This window comes from Streptomyces sp. NPDC102274 (assembly GCF_044766385.1).
Lineage (GTDB): Bacteria > Actinomycetota > Actinomycetes > Streptomycetales > Streptomycetaceae > Streptomyces.
The window spans coordinates 46174-72366 of record NZ_JBIWLW010000002.1; the positions used below are offsets into that span (position 1 = coordinate 46174).

The 26193-nt window shown below is 67.2% G+C and carries 21 protein-coding genes and 2 pseudogenes; 12 read left to right on the forward strand and 11 right to left on the reverse strand.

All coding sequences use genetic code 11. The features are described 5' to 3' along the window. Positions 1-111 precede the first annotated feature (111 nt). The 4 genes from ACIRQP_RS02575 to ACIRQP_RS02590 form a co-directional block, all read right to left on the reverse strand. Positions 112-2130 carry a PA14 domain-containing protein gene (locus ACIRQP_RS02575; RefSeq protein ID WP_403882253.1) on the reverse strand — a complete coding sequence of 673 codons (2019 nt, stop codon included), beginning with the start codon at positions 2128-2130 and terminating at the stop codon, positions 112-114. Positions 2131-2415: 285 nt separating this feature from the next. Further along, complete coding sequence (locus tag ACIRQP_RS02580) at positions 2416-5172, reverse strand: alkaline phosphatase family protein (RefSeq protein WP_403882256.1); 2757 nt, start codon at positions 5170-5172, stop codon at positions 2416-2418. Positions 5173-5176: 4 nt separating this feature from the next. Further along, entirely contained in the window at positions 5177-6550 is a 1374-nt protein-coding gene (locus tag ACIRQP_RS02585) for an ABC transporter permease (protein WP_403882259.1), read from the reverse strand. Next, a complete protein-coding gene (locus ACIRQP_RS02590) occupies positions 6547-7488 on the reverse strand; it encodes an ABC transporter ATP-binding protein (RefSeq protein WP_403882261.1) in 942 nt (313 codons plus the stop codon). The genes ACIRQP_RS02585 and ACIRQP_RS02590 overlap by 4 nt, the downstream gene beginning before the upstream one ends. A 487-nt stretch (positions 7489-7975) precedes the next feature. On the opposite strand from ACIRQP_RS02590, the gene ACIRQP_RS02595 reads away from it, so the two are divergent. Then, on the forward strand, positions 7976-9202 hold the full coding sequence (locus ACIRQP_RS02595) for a hypothetical protein (RefSeq protein ID WP_403882264.1): 1227 nt from the start codon (positions 7976-7978) through the stop codon (positions 9200-9202). A gap of 549 nt (positions 9203-9751) precedes the next feature. Here the strand turns inward: ACIRQP_RS02595 and ACIRQP_RS02600 are convergent. Next, a complete protein-coding gene (locus tag ACIRQP_RS02600; RefSeq protein ID WP_403882267.1) occupies positions 9752-10984 on the reverse strand; it encodes a phosphodiester glycosidase family protein in 1233 nt (410 codons plus the stop codon). Positions 10985-11314: 330 nt separating this feature from the next. After that, complete coding sequence (locus ACIRQP_RS02605) at positions 11315-11971, reverse strand: CPBP family intramembrane glutamic endopeptidase (protein ID WP_403882270.1); 657 nt, start codon at positions 11969-11971, stop codon at positions 11315-11317. 236 nt (positions 11972-12207) lie between these two features. Between ACIRQP_RS02605 and ACIRQP_RS02610 the strand changes: the two genes are divergently transcribed. Together ACIRQP_RS02610 and ACIRQP_RS02615 are read left to right on the forward strand one after the other, a co-directional pair. Next, positions 12208-12690 (forward strand): hypothetical protein, encoded by a 483-nt coding sequence (locus ACIRQP_RS02610; protein WP_403882273.1) that lies wholly within the window; start codon positions 12208-12210, stop codon positions 12688-12690. A gap of 355 nt (positions 12691-13045) precedes the next feature. Next, positions 13046-13330, forward strand: coding sequence for a hypothetical protein (locus ACIRQP_RS02615; protein ID WP_403882276.1), 285 nt, complete (start codon positions 13046-13048; stop codon positions 13328-13330). A 698-nt stretch (positions 13331-14028) separates the two neighbouring features. Here ACIRQP_RS02615 and ACIRQP_RS02620 read toward each other — a convergent pair. Then, positions 14029-14703, reverse strand: a complete 675-nt coding sequence (locus tag ACIRQP_RS02620; protein WP_403882279.1) for a formylglycine-generating enzyme family protein — start codon at positions 14701-14703, stop codon at positions 14029-14031. Between the two features lie 231 nt (positions 14704-14934). On the opposite strand from ACIRQP_RS02620, the pseudogene ACIRQP_RS02625 reads away from it, so the two are divergent. Then, a pseudogene (locus ACIRQP_RS02625) lies at positions 14935-15329 on the forward strand (Tn3 family transposase); the annotation flags it as partial. 34 nt (positions 15330-15363) lie between these two features. Here ACIRQP_RS02625 and ACIRQP_RS02630 read toward each other — a convergent pair. Continuing rightward, positions 15364-15837, reverse strand: coding sequence for an ArsI/CadI family heavy metal resistance metalloenzyme (locus ACIRQP_RS02630; protein ID WP_403882282.1), 474 nt, complete (start codon positions 15835-15837; stop codon positions 15364-15366). A gap of 80 nt (positions 15838-15917) precedes the next feature. On the opposite strand from ACIRQP_RS02630, the gene ACIRQP_RS02635 reads away from it, so the two are divergent. From ACIRQP_RS02635 to ACIRQP_RS02670, 8 genes and pseudogenes are all read left to right on the forward strand, one after another. Beyond that, positions 15918-16319: an ArsR/SmtB family transcription factor gene (locus ACIRQP_RS02635; protein ID WP_403882285.1), complete on the forward strand. Its 402-nt coding sequence runs from the start codon at positions 15918-15920 to the stop codon at positions 16317-16319. Beyond that, complete coding sequence (gene arsB / locus ACIRQP_RS02640; RefSeq protein ID WP_403882288.1) at positions 16316-17431, forward strand: ACR3 family arsenite efflux transporter; 1116 nt, start codon at positions 16316-16318, stop codon at positions 17429-17431. The genes ACIRQP_RS02635 and arsB overlap by 4 nt, the downstream gene beginning before the upstream one ends. Beyond that, positions 17424-17840 carry an arsenate reductase ArsC gene (locus ACIRQP_RS02645; RefSeq protein ID WP_403882291.1) on the forward strand — a complete coding sequence of 139 codons (417 nt, stop codon included), beginning with the start codon at positions 17424-17426 and terminating at the stop codon, positions 17838-17840. Before arsB ends, ACIRQP_RS02645 begins: the two co-directional genes overlap by 8 nt. 415 nt (positions 17841-18255) lie before the next feature. Beyond that, complete coding sequence (locus ACIRQP_RS02650; RefSeq protein WP_403882294.1) at positions 18256-18570, forward strand: hypothetical protein; 315 nt, start codon at positions 18256-18258, stop codon at positions 18568-18570. A 454-nt stretch (positions 18571-19024) separates the two neighbouring features. Further along, positions 19025-19297, forward strand: a pseudogene (locus ACIRQP_RS02655) (TrmO family methyltransferase); the annotation flags it as partial. Positions 19298-19432: 135 nt separating this feature from the next. Beyond that, positions 19433-20368: an aldo/keto reductase family oxidoreductase gene (locus ACIRQP_RS02660; protein ID WP_403882297.1), complete on the forward strand. Its 936-nt coding sequence runs from the start codon at positions 19433-19435 to the stop codon at positions 20366-20368. Positions 20369-21099: 731 nt separating this feature from the next. Further along, positions 21100-21267, forward strand: coding sequence for a hypothetical protein (locus tag ACIRQP_RS02665; protein WP_403882300.1), 168 nt, complete (start codon positions 21100-21102; stop codon positions 21265-21267). A gap of 259 nt (positions 21268-21526) precedes the next feature. After that, the gene (locus ACIRQP_RS02670) at positions 21527-21868 is read left to right on the forward strand and encodes a hypothetical protein (RefSeq protein WP_403882302.1); all 342 of its coding nucleotides are present in this window, start codon (positions 21527-21529) and stop codon (positions 21866-21868) included. 512 nt (positions 21869-22380) lie between these two features. Here ACIRQP_RS02670 and ACIRQP_RS02675 read toward each other — a convergent pair. From ACIRQP_RS02675 to ACIRQP_RS02685, 3 genes are all read right to left on the reverse strand, one after another. Continuing rightward, positions 22381-22767, reverse strand: a complete 387-nt coding sequence (locus ACIRQP_RS02675; protein ID WP_403882305.1) for a hypothetical protein — start codon at positions 22765-22767, stop codon at positions 22381-22383. Positions 22768-23330: 563 nt separating this feature from the next. Continuing rightward, entirely contained in the window at positions 23331-23558 is a 228-nt protein-coding gene (locus ACIRQP_RS02680; RefSeq protein ID WP_403882308.1) for a DUF6243 family protein, read from the reverse strand. Between the two features lie 890 nt (positions 23559-24448). Further along, the gene (locus ACIRQP_RS02685; RefSeq protein WP_403882311.1) at positions 24449-25282 is read right to left on the reverse strand and encodes a PIG-L family deacetylase; all 834 of its coding nucleotides are present in this window, start codon (positions 25280-25282) and stop codon (positions 24449-24451) included. Positions 25283-26193: the final 911 nt, after the last annotated feature.

The following is a 26193-nucleotide window of genomic DNA, read 5'->3' on the forward strand; positions in this document are numbered from 1 at the left end:
AGTCCAGCGCGTCTTTGATGCCGGCCGAACTGCAACCGTCAGTACTCGGGCAGAAGTCGGCGGGGCGAGTATCCGTGTCGGCACCCGCCCCGTCCGTAAGGCATCGAACCGTCAGCCCGCCGTCGGCGGCATCGGGACCCAGTCCGCGCCGGGGGCGGTTTCCGTGCCGTCGGCGAGGACGGCCGTCACCCAGTAGTAGTGGGTCGTGCCGGAGGCCGCGGTTGTGTCCGTGTACCACGTGAACGCGTGCGGGTCGGCGCCGGTCAGCGGCGTGTACCGGCCCGCGGCCCGGTCCCAGCGGTACACGCGGTAGCCCGTCGCGCCCTCGACCGTGTTCCAGGACAGCTCCACCGCGCCCTGCGCCCCCTTCACGGCGTTCAGGTAAAGGGGTGAACCCGGGGGAGTGGGGACCGTCGGCGTCAGGTCCTGCGCGGTGACGATCCTGGCGTCGGCCGTCTTGGTCATCCGGTAGTTCGAGTTGTCGCTGGTGTCGACGGCGTCGATCCAGAAGCAGTGCTCGCCGCCGTCGGGCTTCGCCGGGTACAGGTAATGCGTGGTGGACTTGTTGAGGTAGACGAACTCCGCGCCGCTGCACGTGGTTTCGCCGTCGTCGCCGCGCAGTGCCTTCCCGACGTAGACCACGTACCGCGCGAGGTCGGACTCGGTATTCGCCTTCCAGTCCAGCGCGATGCCGTACTCGGTCGCCTCGGCGGTGACCCCGCTGACGGCGGCCGGCGGGGTGAGGTCCCGGACGGGGACGAGCGTGGTGACGGACGCGGTGCCGGAGGCGACCGACTCGCGGCCGCCGTTGTCGTGACCCTTCACCACGTAGTGGTACGTGGTCTTGGCGGCTGTGGTGGTGTCGGTGCAGCTGTATTGCCTCTGGCCGTCGGCGAGAGTGGTCAACCGCACATCGCACCGCACCGGCTCGCCGGTGGTGACCACCGGCAGGGACGTGGAGCGGTAGACGTGGAAGCCGAAGTAGCTCCCGCCCGTCGCCGAGTTGACCTTCCAGGTCAGCGCTGCCCGATTGGCGTCGGCACGGGCGGTGACCTCGTGCGGCGCCGCGACGGGGCGCGAGACCTCCACACCGGCGTAGCCCGAGTACCGGCCGGCCCCGTCGAGGGACCGCACCAGGTACGTCCGCCTCTCGGACCGGGGGGCCGCCGTATCGGTGTAACCGGTGGTGGTCGTCGCGCCGAGGAAGCGGATACTGCCGTCGGTGGCGCGCCACTCGACGGAGTACTTCACCGCTCCCGGCACCGCCTTCCAGGTCAGCTTGTTGCCGGTGTCCAGGCCCTGCGCGGCCAGTCCGGCCGGCGGGGCCACGGCGATAGTGGTGACCGGCACGTCCGTGCTGCCTGCGGAAACGTTGCCGGCCTTGTCGTACGCCCGGACCTCGTAGTAGTAGGTGCGGCCGGTGATCGCGGGCAGGTGGGCGAGCGAGGTGCCGGTGGTCGCGCCGATGTAGGCCCACGTGGTGTTGCCCGACTCCCGCCGGTACACGTTGTAGCCGGCGAGGTCCATCTCCTTGTTGCGCACCCAGGACACCACCGATTTGGCGGTGGCGTTGTCGAGCCTGCCCGTCACCGTGGTGGGGGCGAGCGGCCGGACCTTGTCGACCGCGGCGGTGCTCCGGGGGGCGTAGGAGAACGTGACGTTCGCGGACCCGGTCCAGGCGACGAAGTCGACGCGCAGGGTGTGCGTGCCGGCCGGGACAGTGAGGTCCACGTTCTTGCTCTGGGTGCTGGAGACGTTCCGCCACAGGTCGATCTTGCGGACGCCGTCGAGGTAGACGCGAATGCCGTCCTGGGATGCGGCGGAGAACGTGAACGGACCGCCCGAGCCGAAGTCGCGGGCGACGCTCCAGCGCACGGCGAAGTTGTCCCGGGGCAAGGTGACGCCCGCCGGGTCACCGGTCCCGTAGTTCTCGCTGATGGCACTGTCACAGGCAGTCGACTTGGGAGTGCCACTGAAGGTGGTGTTGGCGTAGAACTGCGCCTTCCAGGCCGGAAGGGCACATGTCACATCAGCGATGGCCGGGGTGGCCGCAGCGCTGAGCAGCGTGCCCGCGACGACGCAGACGACGCCCACCGCGCTGACGGCGCTCAACCGGTTGTGGGGTCTCACAGAGAGAGGCTTCCTTCCAATCATGATCAGCTGGGCTAGGAGGTGACCATCGGGAGCCTCATTTGGTTGTACGCCCGGTCCTGCGCCGCCGCACTGATCGCACGGTTCCCCCCGGACGCCGGCCCATGCCGGCCCATGCCGATCCGTCTTCGCCCTGAGCTGCCCCGTGGGTCCCGTACGTGCCGAACGTAACGTGAGCCCGCTCGATCAGCGGAAGGGGAAGGGCCCCCGGCCGGCGGTGACGCCGCCCAGGGGCCCTTACAACTGGCGGGAGTTCAGCCGATGTCAGTCGGTGTCCGACGAGGGGATGTAGGCGCCGGGAACGTCGTTGGGCGTGTGGATCTTGTTCTCGCCCGGGTAGGGCTTGGACCAGTTGTGCGTCTCGTACCAGGTGAGGTGGTCCATCTGCGCGGGGGGCGCGTAGTCGGGCACGGCATTGGGCCCGGTCAGCCGCTGGTGCGACTTCCAGTCGTTCCACTCGTTCGCGAGCGCCGTCATGCTCGCCGGGACCTTCGTCGCCGGCACGGCCGCGGCCTGGGGGTCCTGCGGGGCCGGGGTGTCCACGCCGCACGAAGGCGCGGTCTTCGAGCCGTCGGTCAGCGAGGTGCGGTTGGGCAGCGCGGTGAACGGGGTGAAGTCGGGCTTCTTGGTGAACGCCGAGGCCATCGGGGTGGCCGCGCTGTCCTTCTGGTTCATCGGGCGGATCCCGAGGATCTGCTCGATGGTCCGGATCATGGTGATCTGAGAGTAGTAGTGGCTGTCGACGACGCCGTGCTGGGCGTAGGGGCTGATGATCTGGACCGGGGCGCGGTGGCCGTCGACGTGGTCCTGGCCGGCCTGGGAGTCGTCCTCGACAACGAAGATCGCCGAGTCCTTCCAGTACTTGCTGTGCGAGATCTCGTCGACGATCCGGCCGACCGCGAGGTCGTTGTCCGCGACCTGGGCGGCCGGGCTGACCGGGCCGCCGGTGTGGTCGCTGGAGAGCCAGAACATGTTCAGGTTCGCCGGCCCGTTCTTTTTGAAGTCCTGCTTCCAGATCTCGGACCGGTAGACGTCCGGGACGCTGGTGTCGAACTTCGGGAAGGCGGGCACCGACACGTCGTTGAGCGACGGTATCGGCGAGGACGAGGTGAGCGTGTAGGCGGACTGCTTGCCGGACGCGTTCATGTCCTTGGCGTCGCAGTACAGGTTCTGCCAGCTCGCGTCGGCCGGCTTGGACAGGAACTGGTGGAACTCGCCGAAGTTGCGCACCGACTTGCCGGCGGCCTGCGCGCCGGTCCAGATGAAGCCGGACTTCTGGTGGCCCAGCGCGTCGTCCTCGGTGTCGTAGCTGCGCAGGTACTCACCGGCCGAGGACTCGGTGTACTCGGGGTTGTCGGCCTGCATCAGCCAGTTGTGGCCCTCGGCGGAGTTCGTGCCGACGTCGTAGGTGTTGTCGTACAGGCCGAACTGCTTGGTCAGCGCGTGCTGGTTCGGGGTGACGTTCTCGCCGAACTGGGCCAGCGACGCGTCGCCGTCGCCCTGGGGGATGTCGCCGAAGACCTGGTCGTAGGTCCGGTTCTCCTTGACGATCATGAACACGTGCTTGATCGTCGAAGGGTCACCGATCTTCACCGGCACCGGTACAGGCTTGGCGTTGCTCTTGCCGTTGGCCAGCTGGACGGAGTTGTTGGTCCAGCCGTTCTGCTTGAAGACCTTGCTCGTCTGGGACTTGATGGTCTTGTCGTCCGGCAGCGTGAAGTGCGTCAGGCTGGAGGTGGTGTCGTGGGTGCCATGTCCGGCGGCGGTGGTGGGACGGCGGGCGTCGATACCGCGCGTGTTGGAGACGACGATCTCCTTGCCGACGGTCGCGATCTCCGCGGGGAAGTAGTCAGTCGGCAGCAGACCCACGTAGCTGACCGGCTCCTGCGCGGACTTGTACTTGTAGACGGCGACCGCGTTGGCACGGCCGAGCGTCACCAGCAGGTGATTGTCGCTGGTGAGCGTCACCGCGTTGGGCTCGTACCCGACTGACGCCTCGGCCCACGGCTGGGTGGAGATGGTCTGGACGACCTTGTCCTTCGCCGTGTCGATGACCGAGATGCTGTTGTCGGCGGTGTTGGTGACGAACACCGTCTTCTTCTTGGCGTACATCGCGGTCGGGTGCAGACCCACACTGATGCTCTTGGCCGCGGCGGACGGGTTGGCCAGGTCGATGACGCTGACCGTGCCGGTGGTGGTAGCACCCGTCACCGGGCTGGCCGGCACCTGCGTGCCGTAGGAGTTGATCGTGTCCTCACCGGGACCCGCCGGACGCCCGCCCTCGTTGCTGATGTAGAGCTTGTTGCCGACCTGGACCATGCCGCGTGGGGCGTTGCCCGTGTTCCAGCTCTGCTCGATGGCGCCAGTCGCCGCGTTGATGGCGACCACCCGGTTCTGCCCGTTGACCGCGGAGTAGACCGTGGAGCCGTCGGCGGAGAACACCAGCGCGGCCGCCAAAGAGCGCTTGGAGCCCTGTGCCGGGATGGAGACGGTGGTCGGGTTGGACACACTGCCGTCCGGGTTCACCGTGAACTTGGTGTAGCCGTCGGCCCGGCCCACCCACAACTGCTTGCCGTCGGGCGAGTAGGCCGGGCCTTCCTGGCCCACGTCACCACCGCTGATCTTCAGGTCGGCCCCGGCGCCGCTGCCGATGATCTGCTGAACCTTGTAGTTCTTCAGGTCGATGATGTTCAGCGCCATCCCACCGTCGGTGACGGTGGCGGCCATGTGCTTGCCGTCCGGGCTGATGGTGGACGACATGATCTTGCCGTCGTTGACGACCAGGCGCTTGCCGTAGGGGGCGAGGTACTGGTCGCTGGAGATCAGCTGCCCGTTGGCAGTGGTCTGGCCGACCTGCACCGTCCCGAAGGAGTCGGTCTCGGCGAAAGCGGTGCCGGCGGCCGCGACGGCCAGGACGGTGACCCCAGCCGTCATGAGCGGCATCCGGCGGCCGATGCGTCTGTTGCCGAGATAGACGGAGTCGTCCTTGACCGTCTGGATGCGGCGGCGTGCTACCTGCATCAAATTATCCTTTCGAGGTGGAAAGCAGTTCGACGTTGCTGTCGAACTGCCACAACGGGTTCGGCGTGTCCCCGTAAGGGGTCCGCACCAGGAAGTAGCCATTGACTTCCTTCGGTCCGTCACCGTCGGCGACGAACCGCCCGTCCGCAGTGAGGTCGAGTTGATAGATGGCCTGCCCGGTGGCCTCGCTGTCGGGCAGGTGCCATGACACGACGCAGCGCCAGTCGTTGCCCGCGCCCTCAGCGTCGTGGTCGACGTTGCCCTTGGTGCATGCGGCGCTGGACTTCAGCTGTGCCTCGGTGACGGCGGGACGGTGGAGCTGATCGGCCTGCATGCGGTAGAGATGCGCGAATGCCGTGGCCAGCGAGTGCTCCACCTTGGCCTGCTGGATGCCCGAGCCCGAATAGGTCGCGGTCGTCACCGCGGGAAGGACCGCGATCGTCACCGCGAGCAGCCCGGCCAGCGGCAGGACTCCGGCGGTGAGCGCGCGGCGCGTCAAGCCGTCATCGGTCAGATTGGTGAAGTCGCGCCGCAGGAAGAGCACATAGGCCAGCGCCGTGGCGATCACGGCCCACACCAGGCTCACCACGATGCCGATCAGGAGCGGGCCGAGCTGCTCCGGGCTGGTGAACAGTCCGTTCCACGCGATGAAGGCGTAGCCGGGCAGGGCCAGGCGCACGGCCGCCGGCAGCGGCAGCATCTGGGCCAGTTGCATCGCGAGCGCGACGAGCGCGGGCAGCAGCAGTCCCATCGGGGAGCGCCCCAGCGTGACGGACCCGAGGAGTCCGATCCCGGCGAGGGCCAATGTCGGGGCGAGCACACAGGCCCAGGCGAGCAGTACGGTGCCCGCGGCGCCGCCGGGCGTCATGAGGTGATCGTCCAGGCCGACCAACGGATGGTTGCCCACCGCCGCGAGCCCGCCGACAACGCTGGAAGTAACCAGGCCGACGACCAGCAGCAGGATGACGGTCAGGCTGGCCAGTACCTTCGCTGCGAAGATCCGCTGAGGCGACCGCACGGCCACAAGCAGGTGGCGCCAGGTGCCGAGGCGGTCCTCGGCGGCGAAGACATCGCCCGCGACCACCGACGTCAGCAGCGGAAGGGCCCAGGTGCCCGCGAAACCGAGCGTCACCAGCGGGCCCGCCCAGCCCGTGGCCTGCATCCAGCGGCCGAAGAGAGTGTCGACGGGCAGCGAAGTCTGCTGGCTCATCGCGACGACGAACAGCGCCGGCGCGATCCAGCAGGCGAGGACCAGCAGGCGGATCCGCCATTGCGAGACCTGCTTGACCAGTTCGAAGCGGTAGGCGCGCGACACCGGGATGCGACGGGCGTCGCCATTCGGGTGGTCCACGAGGGCCGCAGGTGCGGTCGCAGTCATCGAGAGTCCTCCTGCTGCTCGGTGAGGGCGAGGAACGCGGCCTCCAGCGGCGATACGACGGGTGCGAGCTCGCGCAACGCGACGCCCGCCTTGACGAGTTGCACCACCAGTTCGTCCACGGCCGGCACCAGCGCCCGCACGACGAGCGCTTCGGCGTCGTACCGCGACTGAGCGTCGTCGACGACCAGGATCCCGGCGGTCTCGACAGCAACGCGGCGGGCGGCTTGGGCATCGGAGGTGATCAGCCGATAGTCGAGTTCACGGTTCTCGGCCGCCAGCTTCCTCAGTGGGCCGGAGAAGACAACCTGCCCGGTGGCGAGGATGGTGACCTCCGAGCACAGTTCCTCGAGGTCGTCCATGCGGTGGCTTGAGAGCACGACGCTCACTCCCTCCGCCGCGAGTCGGGTGAGCACACGGTGCACGTGTCTCTTACCGGCGGGGTCCAGACCGTTGGACGGCTCGTCGAGCACGAGCAGCCGGGGCCTGGTGAGCAGGGCGGCCGCGAGACCGAGCCGCTGACGCATGCCGAGCGAGAAACCGCGGGTCTTGTCGTCGGCGACAGCGGTGAGCCCGACCTGATCGAGGGCGTCGTCGATCCCCGCCGTTCGTGCATCGTGACCGCGAAGCGCGGCCAGCGAGGCCAGGTTCTGCCTGGCGGTGAGCGACGGGTACAGACCTGGGCCGTCCACGAAACCGGCGACACCGTCAGGAGCGGCGAGCGCCCGCCCGACCGGCGTACCCAGGATCTCCAGTTGGCCCGCGTCGGCGACGGCCAAGCCCAACAGAAGACCGAGCAACGTTGTCTTCCCGGCACCGTTCGGGCCCACCAGGCCGTGAATCTGACCTGACGTCACATCCAGATCGACGCCGTCAAGTGCGACGACGTCGTCAAATGTCTTGGTGATCCCACGAGCCCGGATCGCGTTGAGTGTCTCCATGAGTCCCTTCCTTCACGGCCCTCACGGACGTTAGGGGGACAGCGGAGCATTCAGACGGAAACCGAGTTGAACAGACGAAGAACGATTAACTGCCATTTCGCCGCGCGGGGTGGTGGTGACGGCATCGCCGAACAATTCGATGCGCACCCGTATCGCTGTCCTGCCGACCTGTGTGACATGGCGGCTCGTCTAACCTGGAAAACTACATCTTGTGGTTGAACCAACGTGATTGCACCGGATGTCTCAGCAAGGCGGGTTGGTCCGTTCGCCGTCAGGCCACTGCTACAGCGGTTGACGATCTCCGCGCCGAAGCGCTGGACCCTGCCGTGTGGTTCGTGGAAAGTGGTGAGCGCGGATTACGCCTACACTCTCTGCCTGCCGACGCATGACGATCGTCCGCCCGCCGCCTGACCCGAGAGCGTTGTGCCGAAGTTCAACCGTGGCGCACCACCTCATCCTCCAGCGACTCCGACGTACTGATTGAGCCATGCCCGAACTCACCTGTCCCCGCTGCCGGCACCAGGGGCAACAGCACCGCTGGTGGGCACACCGCCACGACGGCGTGATATGCCCGCGTTGCCATCTCACCGAACGGATCACAGAGGTCCTCGACGACGGTACGGGCCAGGTCTCCCCTGCCCTGCTGCCCCTGCACGAGGCCATCCGCACCCAGCCCCGTCCGGACGCCGGGCTGGTCTGGCTGGTCGGCAACCGGCACATCGCCCCCCTGCTGGCCGATCTGGCAACCGGCCGGTTGCCAATCAGCCATGAATTCCTCAACGACCATCCCTCCCCGCAGTCCGCGGCTCACCTGCGCGACCTGCTCGTCCAGCACAAGATCCTTGAGCAGCGCGACCGCTACCTGGTCCAGTTCGAAGCCTGGCTCTCCCGAACTCTCGCCTCCGTCGAGCCGGTGGAAGACCGACAACTCATCCGCCGATTCGCCACCGGACACAGCCTGCGCCTGCGGGAACGCGCCACTCGGGAGCCCCTCACGCCGGGCCTGGTCGACCGTCCGCAGCACGAGATCAACTCCGCGAAGGCCTTCCTGGCCTGGCTGCGCGACCACGACACCACCCCGGCCACGTGCGCCCAGGCCCACATCGACACCTGGATCACCACGGGCAGTACCAGCCGCCAAGGCACCCGGGCCTTCATCACGTGGGGCGCCGGGGACGGAGTGTTCCCCCACCACCTCAGCGTGCCGTACAACGTTCAGGTCACCCGCCGACGGAAACCCGCACGCGGCACGTTCAACCACGAACAACGCCTGCGACTCCTGCGCGACATACTCGATCCCGCGACCGACTACATTCTCCGCGACCGCGCGGCCCTCATCATCCTGATCCTGTTCGCTCGGCCTCTGGCTCACATCACCGCGCTCACCATTGACGACTTGGCCCTGAACAACCACGAAGTCCGTATCAGCATCGACCGACCGCACGAACCGCGCCTGGTGCCGGATCCCTTCGCGCCAGTCCTGCGCGACCACGCCCTCAGCCGGGGCCCCCGCAACATCGAGGCCAACCGCAGCAGTCCCTGGCTCTTCCCGGGCAACCGCCCCGGCCAGCACATCCATGCCAAGCACCTGAAGAACCACCTGAGCCGCTACGGCATCGAGGTCACCAGAACCCACCTTGCGGTCCTCCGGGCTCTGGCCCAGGAAATGCCACCCGCTGCCACCGCCTTGAGCCTTGAGAGCGACTCTCACTGAACCTGGTTCGCCACGCGTTCAATCCCCGGGGCAACGTTCCAGCTCGACCCGACAGGAGGCACAGACCGTACTCACCGGACGTGATGAGGGACAGGCCGATGCGCTGGATCGATGAGCGTGGCATCACTCCGACGACGGACGAGTTGTGCCGCAGGCTTCTGCGGCTCCGAGAATCGAACTCGCGCTCTGAGCTTGGGAATCACCGGCGTCTGCACCGTTCAAGACAGGCTCTGCCCCGGGCAGATGGCCGGAGTCGGTGCTGCTACAGGGACCAGTTCGATACCCCTGTTGACTGCCGTTGACCCGGTTGAAGGGCACGAATGGGGCACGGGCGCCGGCCGTGACCGGCCAACGAGGGTGCCGATCCGGTCGGCGGCGCCAACTTGGTGGTGGGTGGCCCGGTTGCGTCTTCACCTGCCCCCCGCGCCGAGGCCGCGTTCCCCCGGCAGTGTTGACCACGGCGCCTGACCGCTCCTGCCGCCGCGGCCGGACGGGCCACGTGGCGCACGGCAGAACCTGCCACGGCCCGCGGCCCGCTCGGCCATTGGATCAGCGCGAGAAGAGCCCGATGCCCTCCGGGACCGGGCGTTCGGCGCCACCGGTCGGGTGGTTGCGGACGACCGGGGTGTCGGTCACCGGGTCCCGGGTCACCAGGGTGGACGAACCGCCGCCGTCCAGGTTCACGCCCGCGTCGGCGCCCACCGTGTCGAGTACGTCGGCGACCTCGGCGACCGTCAGGCCCGAGCCGCTCTCCGCACTTCCGTCCAGTACCAGCAAGTAGAGGCGCCGACCGTGGTCACCGACACCCGCGCCGGTCCGGGTCGCTGCGGCCTTGGTGTCCAGGCCGGGGAGGGGCTCGCCGTCCCGGAGCACCGGGAAGCCGCCCACGGCGAACTGCAAACGCCTGCCACTCGCCGTGTTCAGGCGCTCGGAGACCTTGACCTTGTCTCCGCTCCGGAGCGCGCGCAGCCGGTCCGCGCCGGCCTCCCGGCCGACCAGCACCACGGTGTCCTCAGCGATCGCGCCTGCCCCGATCGTCGCGGATCCGGAGACCACCCGGCCGTCGCGGACGGTGACCTCATAGGTGTCCGTGGAGCACGCCGCCGCCCGGACGGTGTCGGTCCCGCACACCGAGCGCTGCCGGGAGACCTCGCCCCACTTCGGGGTGAACGCGCCCACCCCGCCCACCGGGATGGCGTACTGGTTGAAGCCGCCCAGGTCGAACGAACCGGACCTGGTGCGAACGCTTCCCTTGAGCGTCAACTCGTCCAGCCGGGCCCGCTTGTCGTATCCCACCCCGATCACATCGCGCGTCGATGTGCCGGGCGGTAGACCGGGACCGAACCGCTGGCCGTCCGGCACAGCCGCCTTGAGCGCCTCACCGTGGGCGATCGCCGGGCCGACCGCGGAGTTGGTCGGGGCCACCCCCACGTGCTGGGATTCCTCGATGTTGAAGAAGTCCGCGTTGACGCCCGCGACTGCGCCCTGGACGGCGGCCATCTGGGACAGCTTGACGCGGCTGGAGACAGTGCCGGGGGTGAGCAGGTCCACCGAGACGTGCCGGTTGGTGAGGTCGGCGGTGACCAGATGCCCGGACACCACCCCGTGCGAGCCCGTCACCGAGAACGCCCGGTAACTGATGCCCGGTGCCACGGAGGCTTCGGCGGCCAGCCGGACTTTGTCCAACGCGGTCGCCTGCCCGACACCCGTACCCGTGACCACCGCACCAACGGTGGCCGCCGCGGCGACGACCGTACGAGCCCGAACAACAGATCTCATCATGTGATGTCCCGTCATAAAACTGTGCGTATCGATCTTCGACAGACGGCATGACACAGGACGGGACACAACATCGGACAACCGCGCACTGACCGAACGGCGAACTCTGGTGGCGCGCCGCCCACGGGACGCGCGCCTCTACCCGGATCAGCTCCCTCGCGGTCCTGATCGTGCCGCCGGTTACGGCACGTAGGGGCGCGCAAGATCCACGTAATGGGCCTGGATCCTCAATGGGTGGACAGCACATGAAGCTCCCGCCGGACAGAGCGACCCTTGTCGGCAATCCACCTGGCAGGAGCTTCGCCGGGCTGGAACGAGGCCGGCCGCCTGGGCTCAGCGCCGGAGCGAACGCGCCACCCAGCGCCGTATCCACCGCTTGATGACCGAACTGAACGCGTCCACCCGTGTCCATCCAGGTCGGGCTGACGGCTGCGCCGCCGCGGCAGGCTTTGAGCCGCGGCGTTTCCTCCGGGCGATTCCGGTGCGCCGCCCGGATCGGTCAGTCTCGGGTCGGACTGATCTGACGCGACGCGTCAGTGACGACCTGATGCGGGTGAGGGGCCGCCTGAACAGTGGCAGATGCCATACCGCCCAGACGGCGCCCAGCAGGAGGCCGGCCTGAAGGCGGCTCATGGACGCGCGCAGACGCGGATACGCCGTGCCGCGCCGGCCGGGCTCCTCGGCCAGTGGACCGGCGATCAGCATGCTGACGAAGAACGGGACGATTCCGCCGACGGCCGAGAGCAGTTCCCTGCCCTCGGTCAGGCTCACTCCGGGACCGCCCTTGGCGCCGCGCACGGGCAAGCCCTCGACGCCCGCGCCATCCTCATCGAGGCCACGGGCGACGTGCACGGCCGCGACCTCGCGCTCTCCCTGGTATCCCCGGCGAGGAGAACCTTCGCCCGCGAGACAGGAGCAACTCTCGCTCGGGCCCCGCAGAAGCCTCGGCAAAGGGAATGACGGAGCCGGAAAACCCGGGTGTACATCCATCGCCCGACGCCCGAAGCACCCGGCCGCCGAAAAATGGCCCCGGACCAATGAACAAACCCCACGTCACCGACCTGGGGCTTTTATGTGGAGCGGGTGACGAAAATCGAACGCCACGGTTCCGCAGTGTGTGACGGAGCGCCTTCCAGTCCGGTGCGAGTTCGCCGCTCTGCCACACGCAACCGCTCAGCGGAGTTGGCCGTCTCTTGAGGGGATACGGACTATCAGAGGAGACAAAAGTGACGATGGAGCTGGAAGCGGACCAGAGGAGGGCACGCCCCAGGGAGGTGGAAACGGCCTTCCTGCTACTCCTCGCGGCGATTGTCGTGGACGCCGCCCTCTGGGTGCTGGACACATTCGCCATCTCTCCCTCGGGGCTCGACGAAATGCGCAACGAGATGGGCGAGAGCAGAGCGATCCAGCAAGTCGCCATGTCTGCCGGTTTTCTGATTTTCACCAGCGCCTTGTTCTTGTTCTTCGTCTTCAAGATGCGCCAGGGCCGAAAATGGGCGCGGAGCACACTCGCCGCCACCGGCACTCTCGTCATGTTCTTCCTGGTCAACAGTGTGAACGCGAGTGAATTCCATAAAGAGACTGTGGCTGACGTCATTTATGATCTTTTTATCAGCGTCAGTCCGGTCGTCCTGGTTGCCGGTGCTGTCGTGCTGATGTTCCTGCCGAGGGCGAACATGTACTTCTCCTCGACCAAACACTCTCAGTAGAGGACCAGCGTCGGCCTGCTGCGGGGCGGGCCACTACGACGCCGATCTGCTGCAGCCAGGGGCCGCGCGGGACAACAAACAACCCCCGGGTCATTGGCCTGGGGGTTCCTCATGGAGCGGGTGACGAGAATCGAACTCGCGCTCTGAGCTTGGGAATCAACGGTGCTCCGGAGCGCCGCACCGCTCTGAGCAGGGTTTACGTGGGTCTGGGAGCTGTACTGGAGCCTATTGGATTGCCCGCTTCTGACCTTGGTGTACCTCCCTGAAAGGCTGGGATGGGGCTGGCCCGGCGGCCGAGCGGTTACGAAGACTGCCTGGGTGGCCCTTGGGCGGTACGGCGAGGGACTTCGGGCCCATGGCCACGGGGTGGTGTGCTCGCGCGAAGGAACGGGATACCCATCCGCTCGCGCTCGAACTGGCCGCGGCCCGCCTGCGTACGCTCTCGCTGGCCGATCTGGCCGCCGCGCTGTCCGGCCGGTACCGGATGCTGGAGACGATCCGCGAGTACGGCCTGGAGCGCCCGGCCGAGCAGGGCACCCTGACCGGCGTGCGGGACCTGGCCGCCCGTGTAGGGTCTCAAATTTCGCGGCACAATCTCAGCTTCGATGGCACAGCCGTGGCACTTACGCCGTCTTCGTGAGACTTGCTGGTGTCCTGTCGCATTCAAACAGGCGGATTTCTCACTCGATCTCATTCGGGCCGGCAGGTTCTTGCCGACCGGGCTCTGAGCGACGGACCCGTGCAACGCCCTTGTCCAGGTCGACACCAAGTGGCGTCCCCTCTCCGATCCGGACGTTCTTATGGAGCCTCTCTTGCTCCATCGCTCGCTTCACCGCCTGCGCGGCTGGAGAGAACTCCTGTAGCAGCGCAGAGGTACCCCCTTTCGTCTCGCGGTAATAGATCCACCCACGGTGCTCTGCCCACAGCAAAGCGCGATCCACCAAAATCAGGCAGACGCTGGCGGCGACGCCGACTGTCACCACAATCACAGCGCTTCTCATACCGCCGAAACGAACCAACCCCCTACCGCGTTCCACACTCCAGCAGCCGGTACGGCAGTACGACGAACGCAACTTCCGTGAAAGCCACGTCGTTTGAGAATGCCGAGGGCCGTCGCTCTCCAGCGACGTGGCACCCCGGCAGGTCAGCAGCCCGCTGTCTGTCAGATGCACTACGACAGGACAGCGGGTCGCGTACCTGGCTGGCCCCCGGACGATGTCCTGTCTCAGTCGATCGGGTCCCCGTCTCAAACGATCTGGTCCGATTCGCTCGTCGTCTCAGGTGGCCTGGTCCGTCGGAGTCCCGTCTCATCAAAGCGGTCGTCGCACACGACGCGGATCAGCGCGCGACGGAACGCGTGACGCGGAACCCTACGTCGTCGACCTGGAAGTTCGGGTGACTGCGGCGCCGCGCAGAGGCCCGGCAGCTCCAGTGCTCGTCGAACCAGCCGCCGCCACGGAGCACGCGGTAGGTGCCGTAGACCTCGGCGTCATAGATGTCCCAGCACCAGTTCCAGACGTTGCCCAGCATGTCGTGAAGGCCCCACGGGTTGGCCTGCTTGCCGCCCACGTCGTGGATGCGCTCGTGTGAGTTGCCCCGGTACCAAGCGATCTCGTCGAGCGGCCCGTAACGCGGTCCGGTCGTACCGGCACGGCAGGCATGCTCCCACTCGGCTTCGGTCGGCAGCCGGTACCCGTCGGCAGATGCGTCCCACTCGATGCCTTCACCGTTGGAGCGGAGGTGGTAGACGGGTGCGAACCCGTCGCGTTGGGACAGCGCGTTGCAGAACCGGATGGCGTCCCACCAGGAAACGCCCTCGACGGGCAGTTGGTCCCCTTCGGCGGTGCTTGGCCGCTGGCCGGTGATCTGTGCGTACAGCGCCTGGGTGGTCGGGAACGTTGCGAGCTGGTACGGCGCAAGTTCGACCGACCAACTGCGCTGTGTCCGCCGGTCCGACAGCGTTATCTGCCCCGGCGGGATGGCGATCATCTTGTTTCCTGCGCACCCGTCCATGGGCACGTGATCTTACGGGCGCCGGTACTGGCCGACCTCGGCCGACCTCAGTTCGAGCTGGCGGAAGCAGACCGGATCAACCGAGACGACAGTCAACATTCACACGCCAGGGACCCGATCAACTGAGGTTTCCGGCGACCAGGCGGCTCAAGGGATCTGGTCGCCCCAGGCCAGAGCCGCCGACACAGGCCAGATCATCTGAGACGGGACAGACGATGAGGGGACGGCGCCATGCACCTGCTCGCTGTTGTCGACCGGGCGACGACACCTGCCGCCGGCTGATGAACCGGCGGCTGACCGTGCAGGAGTCCCGCCACCGCCTGGCCCGCGCGATCTGCCACGGCGGCCGGGACCAGATCCGCCAGGCGTATCGCGAGGGCCAGGCGGATCAGCTTGCCGCCCTCGGCCTGGGCCTCAACACCGTGGTCCTGTGGAACACCCGGTACCTGGACGCCGCCGTCGCCCAGCTCCGCGCCGAGGGCCACGACATCAAGGACGAGGACGTCGCCCGGCTCTCCCCGTTCAAGGACCGGCACAACAACTTCCTGGGCCGCCACCTGTTCACCATCGAAGCCGGCGGCCCCGGCCAGAACCTGCGCGCGCTGCGCGACCCGGACGCCGGGCAGGGGACGAGCCGGACGAGGGGTGACCGGGACCCGCTCAGCCGCCGCAGGCGCAGTCTGCGGCCACCGGCGCGGGCTCGGTGCTCTCGTCCTGCCCGGCGCAGCAGGAGTCGCCGTCGAGGACGGGGCTGTTGCCCCTCTGGTCGGCATCGGCCTTGACGACGTAGACCTCCCATGGCTCCTTGCCGGGGCCGTGGACCCAGACCTTGTCCTGGAGGGCGTAGCAGCAGGACGTGTCGTTCTCCTCGAAGGTGGCGAGTCCGGCGTCCTTGAGCCGGGTGGTGGCGGCGATGACCTCGTCGGTGGTCTCCACCTCGACGCCGAGGTGGTCCAGGCGGGTCTCCTGGCCGGGCTCGCCCTCGATGAGGACGAGCTTGAGCGGCGGGGTGGTGATCGCGAAGTTCGCGTAGCCGGGGCGCCGCTTGGCGGGCTCGACGCCGAACAGCTGGGAGTAGAAGGCGACCGACGCTTCGAGGTCGGCGACGTTGAGCGCGAGCTGGACACGGGACACGAGTCTTCCCCGATCAGGTTGAATTGATGTCTGTCGATTCAACCTTGCGGTCTTGGATCGAAGAATGTCAACATAGAAGCATGTCGAAACAAGAGCTGGTGGTCCTCGGCCAGGACGGCGCCGACGGATGCTGCCCCACACTGCTGACCGCCCCCCTGGACGAGGGCCGGGCGGAGACGCTGGCAAAGGTGTTCAAGGCCCTGGGCGACCCGGTCCGGCTGCGGCTGCTGTCGATGATCGCCTCACGGGCGGGCGGTGAGGTCTGCGTCTGCGACCTCACCCCGGCCTTCGACCTGTCGCAGCCGACGATCTCTCACCACCTGAAACTGCTGAAGCAGGCCGGGCTGATCGATTCCGAGCGGCGCGGGACGTGGGTGTACTACCGGCTGCTGCCCGAGATGACCGACCGGCTCGCCGCGATTCTCACCCGCCCTGCCGGGCAGTCCCTGCCCGAACCTGCTCCCGCCGGGGCCGCCTCGTGAGCACCGGCACCGCGGCACCCGCGGGGCCGGCAGCCGGGCGGCTCTCGTTCCTGGACCGGTTCCTCGCCGTGTGGATTCTGCTTGCGATGGCTGCCGGCCTCGGCCTGGGCCGCCTGGTCCCGGGCCTGGGCGACACGCTCGCGAAGGTGACCGTCACCGGGGTCTCGCTGCCGATCGCGCTCGGCCTGCTCGTGATGATGTACCCGGTGCTCGCCAAGGTCCGCTATGACCGCCTCGACACCGTCACCCGCGACCGGCGCCTGCTGATCCCTTCGCTGGTGCTGAACTGGGTCGTCGGCCCGGCGCTGATGTTCGCGCTCGCCTGGCTGTTCCTGCCCGATCTGCCGGAGTACCGCACCGGCCTGATCATCGTCGGCCTCGCTCGCTGCATCGCCATGGTCATCATCTGGAACGACCTCGCCTGCGGCGACCGCGAGGCCGCCGCCGTCCTCGTCGCCCTGAACTCCGTCTTCCAGGTCCTCGCCTTCAGCCTGCTCGGCTGGTTCTACCTGACCGCGCTGCCCGGCCGGCTCGGCCTGGAGCAGACCGCGCTCGACGTCAGCGTGTGGGAGATCGCCCGCTCCGTCCTGGTCTTCCTCGGCATCCCGCTGCTGGCCGGGTTCCTGACCCGCCGCCTGGGCGAGAAGGCCAAGGGCCGCACCTGGTACGAGACGAAGCTGATCCCCGGGATCGGACCGTTCGCCCTGTACGGGCTGCTGTTCACCATTGTGGTCCTCTTCGCCCTCCAGGGCGACGCCATCACCTCCCAGCCGCTGGATGTCGCACGTATCGCGCTGCCGCTGCTGGTGTACTTCGCGCTGATGTGGGCCGGATCCATGGCCGTCGGCCGCGCCGTCGGCCTGGACTACCCGAAAGCGACCACGCTCGCGTTCACGGCCGCGGGCAACAACTTCGAGCTGGCCATCGCGGTCGCCATCGCCACCTTCGGCGCCACCTCCGGCCAGGCCCTCGCCGGAGTCGTCGGCCCCCTCATCGAGGTCCCCGTCCTCATCGGCCTGGTCCATGTCGCCCTCGCCGCCCGCCGCTACTTTCCCCAGCCCACCACGGAGGCCGCTTCGGCCGCCGTCCCGGAAGGTCCCGCCCGTGTCTGAGAAGTCGAAGCCATCCGTGCTGTTCGTCTGCGTCCACAACGCCGGTCGCTCCCAGATGGCCGCCGCCTGGCTGACTCACCTGGCGGGCGACCGGATCGAGGTCCGCTCCGCCGGGTCCGCCCCGGCCGACTCGGTGAACCCTGCCGCGGTCGAGGCCATGCGCGAGGTCGGCATCGACATGTCCGCCGAGACCCCGAAGATCCTCACCATCGACGCGGTCAGGGCATCCGACGTCTGCATCACCATGGGCTGCGGCGACACCTGCCCCGTCTTCCCGGGCAAGCGGTACCTCGACTGGAAGCTCGACGATCCTGCTGGGCAGGGCGTTGACGCGGTCCGGCCGACCCGCGACGAGATCGAGCGGCGCGTCCGCGGCCTGCTCGCCGAACTCGGAGTCCAGACGGCATGACCGCCGACACGATGTGAGATGGCCAGGCGTCAAGTCGTCGTCCAGGGTGTTGCGCTTCTCAATTCCGCGCGGTAATTGGTCCCTTGTGGCACGCGGGCCCGAAATGGTCTAGACAACAAACAACCCCCGGGTCATTGACCTGAGGTTCGTCGTGGAGCGGGTGACGAGAATCGAACTCGCGCTCTGAGCTTGGGAATCACCTGGCACTTGATCGCTTCGGGTACCTCTGACCAGCCAAAACCCTGTGTGGATGTGCTCCTGGTCAGCGGCCGGATGATGCCCGTAGCGACCGCTGTTTACCCCTACGAATGGCACGTGGTGGCACGCGGCGCCCGTAGGCCCCATGTGGGGCGGTCCCTTGTGAGAGGTATGGCATGAACTCCGTACGCAGATGGGAGAGCAATGCTCAGGGCGAATGGTGGCCGCCGCGCGAGAAGTCGAGGTCAACGCCTACGAAGCTGAGTTGGCTGACCAGCGGTACGGCGCCGGTCGCCGCCTGGTCGTGTGTCGACCGGCGCAGGTCGGTCACCACGGCCGCCGGCACGGTCAACGTAAGGGCGTCAGCCGGTCATTGACAGCCCTGGTTCTGGCGACCGTCGAGAACAGCCACAAGGTCCTCAAGGATCCCAATGAACTCTGGAGTCGGGATCTCTACCACGAAGACCTCGCCCACACGCTCGGGATGCTTGATCAGGTGCTCCTCACGCCAGAATTGCAGCGTGATCACTAAGCGGTCCCCGTCGCGGAAGAGGTGGGCCGTGGCGCTGTCGGTCGTGGGTCCCCAGCCCAGGCCCGGAACTGGTTGCGAAACCTGTAGTCGGTCTGGGTCTCATCGTCAGCCCCGGCACGGAGCCAGAGGCGTCGGTGTGTGGCTTTCGCGGACAGGCCGTCGAATGGCAGCGGAGAGCCTTTACCGGAGCGCAGCCAGGCGGCCGTGTCCAGCACCGCGAGGCGGAACTGGATGACAAAAGCCATGTTGTCGTCGCAGGTCAGCAACTTCCCCGCTGCCCACGGGTCGACCGGACGCAGCGCCTGGTCCCACTCGCCGACCTCGGCGGCGAACCTGTGCGTGTCTCCCAGAACCACGATTACGCTGGGACCCTCGCAGGCACAGCGCCTCATCCGCAACGTTCCCCGCTCGATCTGGCGCGGTGGTGGTGCGGGCTCCGGAGACCTGTCTCCGCCCGGCCCGCAGTCCCCGCAACAATCCTGAGTGGCCGGCCACCGGGACGTTCGTCCACCGTAACCACCGCCGACCGAACCAGCTCGCCCAGTCCTTCCCCCGGCTCCTGAAGGTCGACGGCCTGGACCTACGCGTCACGGACCTGGACGCGATCGACAGAAGCCCGGTCTTCGACCTCGCGCCGTACTTCCGGCGCTGGACTCGATGCCGGGGAGGCGGGCGGTCGGCGACACGCCGGGTTGGGATCCGCACCTCGCCCTCCCACCCGTCGTGATCCCGATCCCCGGTGCATCTCGTCCCGGGAGCATCCGGGACTCGCTGTTCGCCGCCGAGGGAGCCTCCGCCCCCTAAAGTGCGGAGTGGCCCCGTTTGTACTGTGCGGACCTGAACATTTGAAAGGAAAACCGTCGTGAAGACCTTCACCATGCCCGGCACCGACATCCTCGCTCCGAACGTCGTGCTCGGCCTGATGCGTATCGCCGACAAGACAGACGAGGAAGTCCGCGAACTCGTCCGCACCGCGCGCGATGCGGGCATCGACTTCGTTGACCACGCCGACGTCTACGGCGGCGAGCTGCACGATTGTGAACGCCGCTTCGCCGACGCGATGGCGCTGAGCCCGTCCCAGCGTGACGAGATCACGATCCAGACCAAGGCGGGAATCGTGACGGACGGCCCGTACTACGACTTCTCGTACGAGCACATCGTCAAATCGGTCGAGGGCTCACTCGCGGCCCTACGGACCGACCGTATCGACATCCTGCTGCTGCACCGCCCCGACGCGCTGGTCGAACCCGAAGAGGTCGCCCGCGCCTTTGACGAGCTCGAATCCTCGGGCAAGGTCCGCGCCTTCGGCGTCTCGAACCAGACCCCGCGCCAGATCGACCTGCTGCGCCGGTACGTGCGTCAGCCCCTCGTGGCCAACCAGCTCCAGCTCTCGATCACGCACGAGCCGATCATCGCCCAAGGGGTCTCCACGAACATGCTCGCGGAGCAGCAGTCGGTCACCCTCGACGGCGGAGGGATCGTCGACTACTGCCGGCTGAACGACATCACCATCCAGGCGTGGTCTCCCTTCCAGGCCGGTTTCTTCACGGGTGTCTTCCTCGGCTCGCCGGACTACCCGGAGCTCAACGCCGTTATCGACCGCTTTGCCGGCCAGTACGACGTCCCCGCCATCGCGATCGCGACTGCCTGGATCACTCGCCACCCCGCTCAGATGCAGGTCGTGCTCGGCACCACCAACCCGGAGCGCGTCGCGGGCGCCGCCCAGGGCTCAGAACTTCCACTCACCCGGGCCGAGTGGTACGAACTGTTCCGCGCCGCGGGCCACCTCGTTCCCTGAATCCGGATGCGCGGCGCCACCTGATCATGCCCCTGGTGACCGCTGTTTACCACCCCTACTGGCACGTTGTGGCACGGCCCTCGCGCTTGTGACGCAGCGCGGCCCGGCTGGAAGCCGAGGCCGCTGTTGGCACTGGTGACGAGGGTCGTGCGGCAGGTCTGGGCGGGCAACTGGGCGCTGGTCCACCTGGGTACGTGGGCTCCTCAGAGTGAAGCGGGCGGGTAGGCCCGTTGGCTAGTGCGGTGACAGTCGGGGGAACGCGTTGGGCGCCCCAGAGCCCTATGTCGAGTTCGGCTATCCAGTCGATGCCCAAACTTTGGCCGATTGAGGTGTCTGCGTTGCGGTGACGGTGAACTTCTCCGTTGTCGCCGCGAGTCGCCGCTCATGGCCGGAGAATGCGTGGGGCCCGCTGAGGATGTTGCGATAGAGCTCGTAACCCGATCTTGTAGTGCGGTGGTGTTCGTCCGTAACCGGTGTGGTGATGGAGCCGTTCACGTGGGTGTGAGCGTGAAGCCGTGGGTCGTGGACGACGGGTTGTGGGCGGTGGTCAAGCCTGTGCTGCGTTCGTGGCTGGAGCGGTCGCCCGGGTCTCGGCCGGCGCCGGACCCTGTGCCTGCAGGGAGTGCTGTTCGTGCTCCACACCGATCCCTTGACATCAGATGCCGTTGGAGCTGGGCTTCCGCACCGGCGAGACTTGCTGGCGACGCCTGGAGCGTTGGCAGGACGCGGGTGTGTTCGAGCAGCTGCACCGCATATTCCTGTCGCGGCTGAGTGCGGCCGCCGAACTGGGCTGGTGTCGCGTGGGCGTGGATGCCTCCCACGTGCGCGCGAAAAAGGGGTCCGCCGCGACGGGCCCGTCACCGGTCGACCGCCGCAAGACTGGCAGCAACTCCACCTGATCAGCGACAGCAACGGAATTCCGTTGAGGGTCGTCACCGACGGCGAACATGAACAACGTCACCCAGACCATGGCCCTGATCGACCGCTTCCCCGGGGTCGCCGGCCGTGTCGGCCACCCGTGAAAGCGCCCCGAGATCCTGCTCGGCGACAAGGCTACGACAGCGAACCGGTCCACAACGGGCTGCGGCACTGCGGCATCCTGCCCATAAGCTCCCCACGGGGTGCACCCGACATCGAAGTGGTGTCATGGAGATTCCGATGATCGCAGAATTGGTAACTGCCTGTGTCAGCATCCTGATTGCCATCATGGCCTACTGGTTGAACCATCAAGGAGAGACTCGAAGATCTCTGAGGAAAGCGCGGATCGACTGGGCGAGCAGTCAATTAGAAGACCTCTACGGCCCACTTCTCGTCCTCACGGAAACGAATGAGAGGGCGTGGAGTGAGTACTGCAGACGCTACATTTTATCCATTGGTGCAGGCCCGGCCGAGATTCCGCTGCCGGAAATGGAGGAGGCACGGTGGCGCACGTGGGTAGAAGAGATATTCGCCCCCACGGCCCAGAAGATACGGAGATCATTACCGCCCGGGGAGACCTGATCATCGGGGGAGAAATGCCGCCTGTGGTCCTGGAATTTTGTGCGCACGCAGCATCCCATGACGTCCTTCTGGCGAACTGGGACGGATCCGGACCAAGCAAATCTCCCTTAATTCGCCATCCCGGGAACAGATTTCTGTCCTACGTCCGTGAGTCGTACGGATTGCTAAAGGCGGAACAGGCATTACTACTCAAGGGCGCATGAGGCCCGTCGAGCCGGATTGAATCAACCAGCACGCTGATTAAAATGGAAGGAGACTGTTATGAAGATATTTGCGATGCTGGCCGTCGAGAAGTGCGCCTTCCTCGTCAAAGGCAAGGCGAGGCTTTCCTTCGGATCTTCCGGCTCCTCTGGCTCTGCAATACCGATAGTCATCCTCTGATTCTAAGGTCGCCGACACCGGAACTCCCTGCCTTTGATCTCAAGTGATCAGTTTTGATCAATGAGGGCCTGCTCGAACACTCCCGATGCCCTGATTCAGGAAGGCAAGCCCGCTTGGAAGTCGTAACGAGATCACGATGCCCGTCGGCAGAGGCGTCGCCAGGAGATGAGTTCGCAGGCGAGTGAAACAAGGGCGTCGTCCCAGCGGATGGTAAGACGCTTGAACTGGTGGAGTTGGGCGACGGTCTGCTCGACGACATAGCGGAGCCTGCCGAGGTCGATGATATCGGGCTCGTCCCGGCGAGAGATGACCGGCATAGTGGGGCCGAAGAAGGGAACGGTCGCGATGTGGGTGCGGGACCGGCTGCGGCGGATGAGGACTGCGCCGCCGGGAAGAGCAGAACCGCCGAAGTCCGGTACAGGTTCACCGGTGTGGTGGCAGAACGGCAGTGGCGCTTCGGGCCTGGAGCCCGCCAGGTACTCAGTGTCGGGCCGGTCACTCAGTGTCGGGCCGGTCACTCAGTGGTGGTAGCCGGCTGCGGTTCCTCCGCCAGTTGGTCGGGGACGGCCGCCGCGAGGTCGAGGCAGCGGGTCATGGCGAGACCAGGGCCGTCACGTGCATCACTGCTCGGTATTCGAGACTACTCGACGCGGCTTGGCTTCCAGGGTTCTACCCCGTGATCAATCCGACCGTAAGGGCAATTATGGCAAGCGAATGGCGCGGAAGACCGGAAAGGTCTAGACAACAAGGAAGCCCCAGATCTCTGACCTGGAGCTTTTTCATAGAGCGGGTGACGAAAATCGAACTCGCGCTGAGCGAAAGGGAATCACCCGGTACTGCATAGGCTTGCCCGCCTCTGACCTGGGGAAACGTGCCCCTGGAGGCGTGCCGCAGTGGCTTCGTTCGGGCCTCTGCTGACCACTGTTCACCGTCCTGACTGGCACGTAGTGGCACGCCCACCCCCGGGTGGTCGGCCGAGAGCTGAGCGGGACCGGCCGCGCCCGGTACGGCAGCAGGGCCCGGACCGTGCGTCGCGGTCCGGGCCCTGCCCCGTGCGGTGCCGCCCTGCGGCGGCGGTGCGTCAGCTCTGTGCGGTGTCGTCGCCCGTCTGCCCGGCGCCCTCGGCTGCGCCCTCGGCTGCGCCTGCCTTCTCGCGCATCTTGCGCACCAGCTCCGCCTTCCGGTCGGCGGCACCATTGCGGTCGAGGTTGCGGTGCGGACCATTATTCTGCCGTTCGGCGCGGGACAGCCTCTTGCGCTGGCCGCCGCCCATGCCCACGGGGTTGTTGATGTTCTTGCTCACGGTCATGGGTTCTCCCGGAGTGATGTGAAGTGATCTACGGATTTATCGGTGGGGGACGGGCGCAGCGACGTCGCGGGACGTCAGCAGGGGCCCATCACGCTCCCTCTCGTAAATCGGCGTCTGGAAGAACATGACAAAGACGTTACCCGGTTCCGTCGGCCCCGCACGCCAAGCCTTCCGCCGCCCCGGCGTCGGCCGGGCTTTCGGCGAGCGCCCGGGGTCCGCCGTTTCCTTCCGGGAATCTCAGCACCGCCAGCACCCGCCGGTGCTCGCCGCCCGCCCGGGGCAGGTCCAGATGGACGCTACTGGGCCGCCGCGGGCGTGGTCAGTGGTTGCGAGCACACTGACGGCATGAGCACCGGATCCGTGGACCCCGGCGCACACCGACGCGACAGCCGAGTCATCGGCCTACCCATGACCGACCCGACAAACGAAACGGACCGCCGGAGAACCCGACGGCCCGTCACGAAAATTCGAGGTTGAGGCGAGGTCAAGGCGGTTACGGCACGCGAATGGCACGGGCAAAGAGGTCTAGACAACAAACAAGGCCCTGGTCTCCGACCAGGGCCTTCATCATGGAGCGGGTGACGAGAATCGAACTCGCGCTCTGAGCTTGGGAATCACCCCGGGCTTCGGCCAGATAATGGCCTCTGACCTGGGGTGATGGTCGTTTGTGGCCGTTCGCTCAAGGCCTCGGTGAAGCCCCTGGTGACCGCTGTGTACCGACGGTACTGGCACGTTGTGGCACGGCCCCGTTGCGCTGAGTCCTGGGAGACGGTCGGCCTGGTCGGGGAACTGGACGCTGGTCCCCCTGGATGCGGCGGCTCCTCGGAGTGAGACGGGGAGGGTAGGTCCGCTGAGGCTGATGTGCTTTCCCGGCCGGTCGGGCGGGCGGATCAGCGCAGTCCGGCGAAGAGATCGTTCTCGGGCACGGCCGCCTCGGTGGCGTCCTGGACGCGTACGAAGGTCTCTATGCCCATCAGCTCGCCGAACCTCTCCTTGCCCATCTTGAGGAAGAAGATGTTCTCGCCCTGACTGGCGTGCGCGGCCAGCGCGTCGAACTTCTGACCGCTGAACGTGGTGGTGTCCACCCACGTGGTGATCTCCTCGTCGGGGAGGCCGATCTCGGCCATCGCGGCGGCCTCCGCAGGATCCGGCTCCGGCATGTCCTCCTGAAACTCGCGCATCGTCTCCCCGAACCGCTGCATCATCGAGCGGGGCATCGTCGTCCAGTACACCTTCGGTGTCAGCGCGGTCATCTCCAGCGCCGCCATCGTGATGCGGTGCGCCTGGATGTGGTCGGGGTGGCCGTAGAAGCCGTTCTCGTCGTAGGTGACGACCACATCGGGTCGGTAATGGCGCATGAGTTCCGCGAGCCGGGCGGCGCCTTCCTCCACGGGGGTCTGCCAGAAGGATCCGGGGGCGTCGTTGGTCGGCCAGCCCGTCATTCCGGAGTCGGCATAGTCCAGCATCTCCAGATCGCTGACCTTCAAGACGTCACAGCTCGCATCGAGTTCTTGACGGCGCATCGAGGCGACGGTCGCCGGATCGTGACCGGGATCGCCCGGCTTGACACCCTCCGGTCCGTCACCGCAACTGCCGTCGGTACACGTCACGAGAACCGTGCGGATGCCTTCCGCCGCGTACCGCGCGAGGACCCCACCGGTTCCGGTGGCCTCGTCGTCGGGGTGGGCGTGAACTGCCATAAGCGTCAAGGGCCGGTCAGTCATGAAACAAGTCCTCCTGCGGAAATACGTCTTGGTCCGTGTGCGCGGCGGGCGTACCGCGACCCCGGGAGCCCGGATCCTGGTGGGGCGGACGACCTTGTGGTCTCCGTGTTCCCCGCCCGTGCGGCGCCGGTCCCTCGGTCGATGCAACCGTGCCGACCGGACCGGCTGTTCCCGGCGCGGCCGCTCAGCCTTCCAGGCGTCGACGTCTCCACGCGAACGAGGTACAGGCACGACCCGCTCGTCTCGGCGCCACGTCGGATCCGACTTCCCTCCGGCGCAGGCCGTGAGATTCCGACACGAAAGTCGAAACCCTACAGCGGTCCCCGGGGGCCAGTCCGCCGGGGGCAGACAGAAGAGATCCACGAAGGGCCGGCCATGCGGGCCATACGGCCTCGTCTTCATGGGTGAGCGGGGTGCGGCCCTCCGGGGCGCCAGCTCCGGCCGGAAGTGGCCCACTGCCCGTGCCGCGATCGGCATGCCGAAGGAGTTTCGCTTCTACGACCTGCGGCACCCTGGGACCCTCGCCGCCGACAGCGGCGCCAAGCTGAAGAACCTGGTGGTTCGCGGGTCCAGTCGTCCGAGCGGGCTCAGCTGATCTACTGGCACTCCACCGAGGCGCCGGCGCAGGCGCCGGCGCCAATGACGCAGTCTTCCGCCGCCGCATGTCAGTAGGCCCGCGTCCGGCATCGGCTCGGTCAGCGCCGCCCGCCGGCTCGTGTCCCCGCACCCGGCTCCGACGCGCTACGGAGCTGTTCGACCGGATTACGGAGCGGCTGTCGCCGCGCAGCGCGGGATAGCGACGTTCAAGGCTCGTCGGGCGGTCTCCCTGACGAACAGCAGCCGCACCGCGCGGGTGCTTGACGCGCCGCTTGATCGCCAGTTCATCGTCGGCCAATCGTCTCCTTCGACAC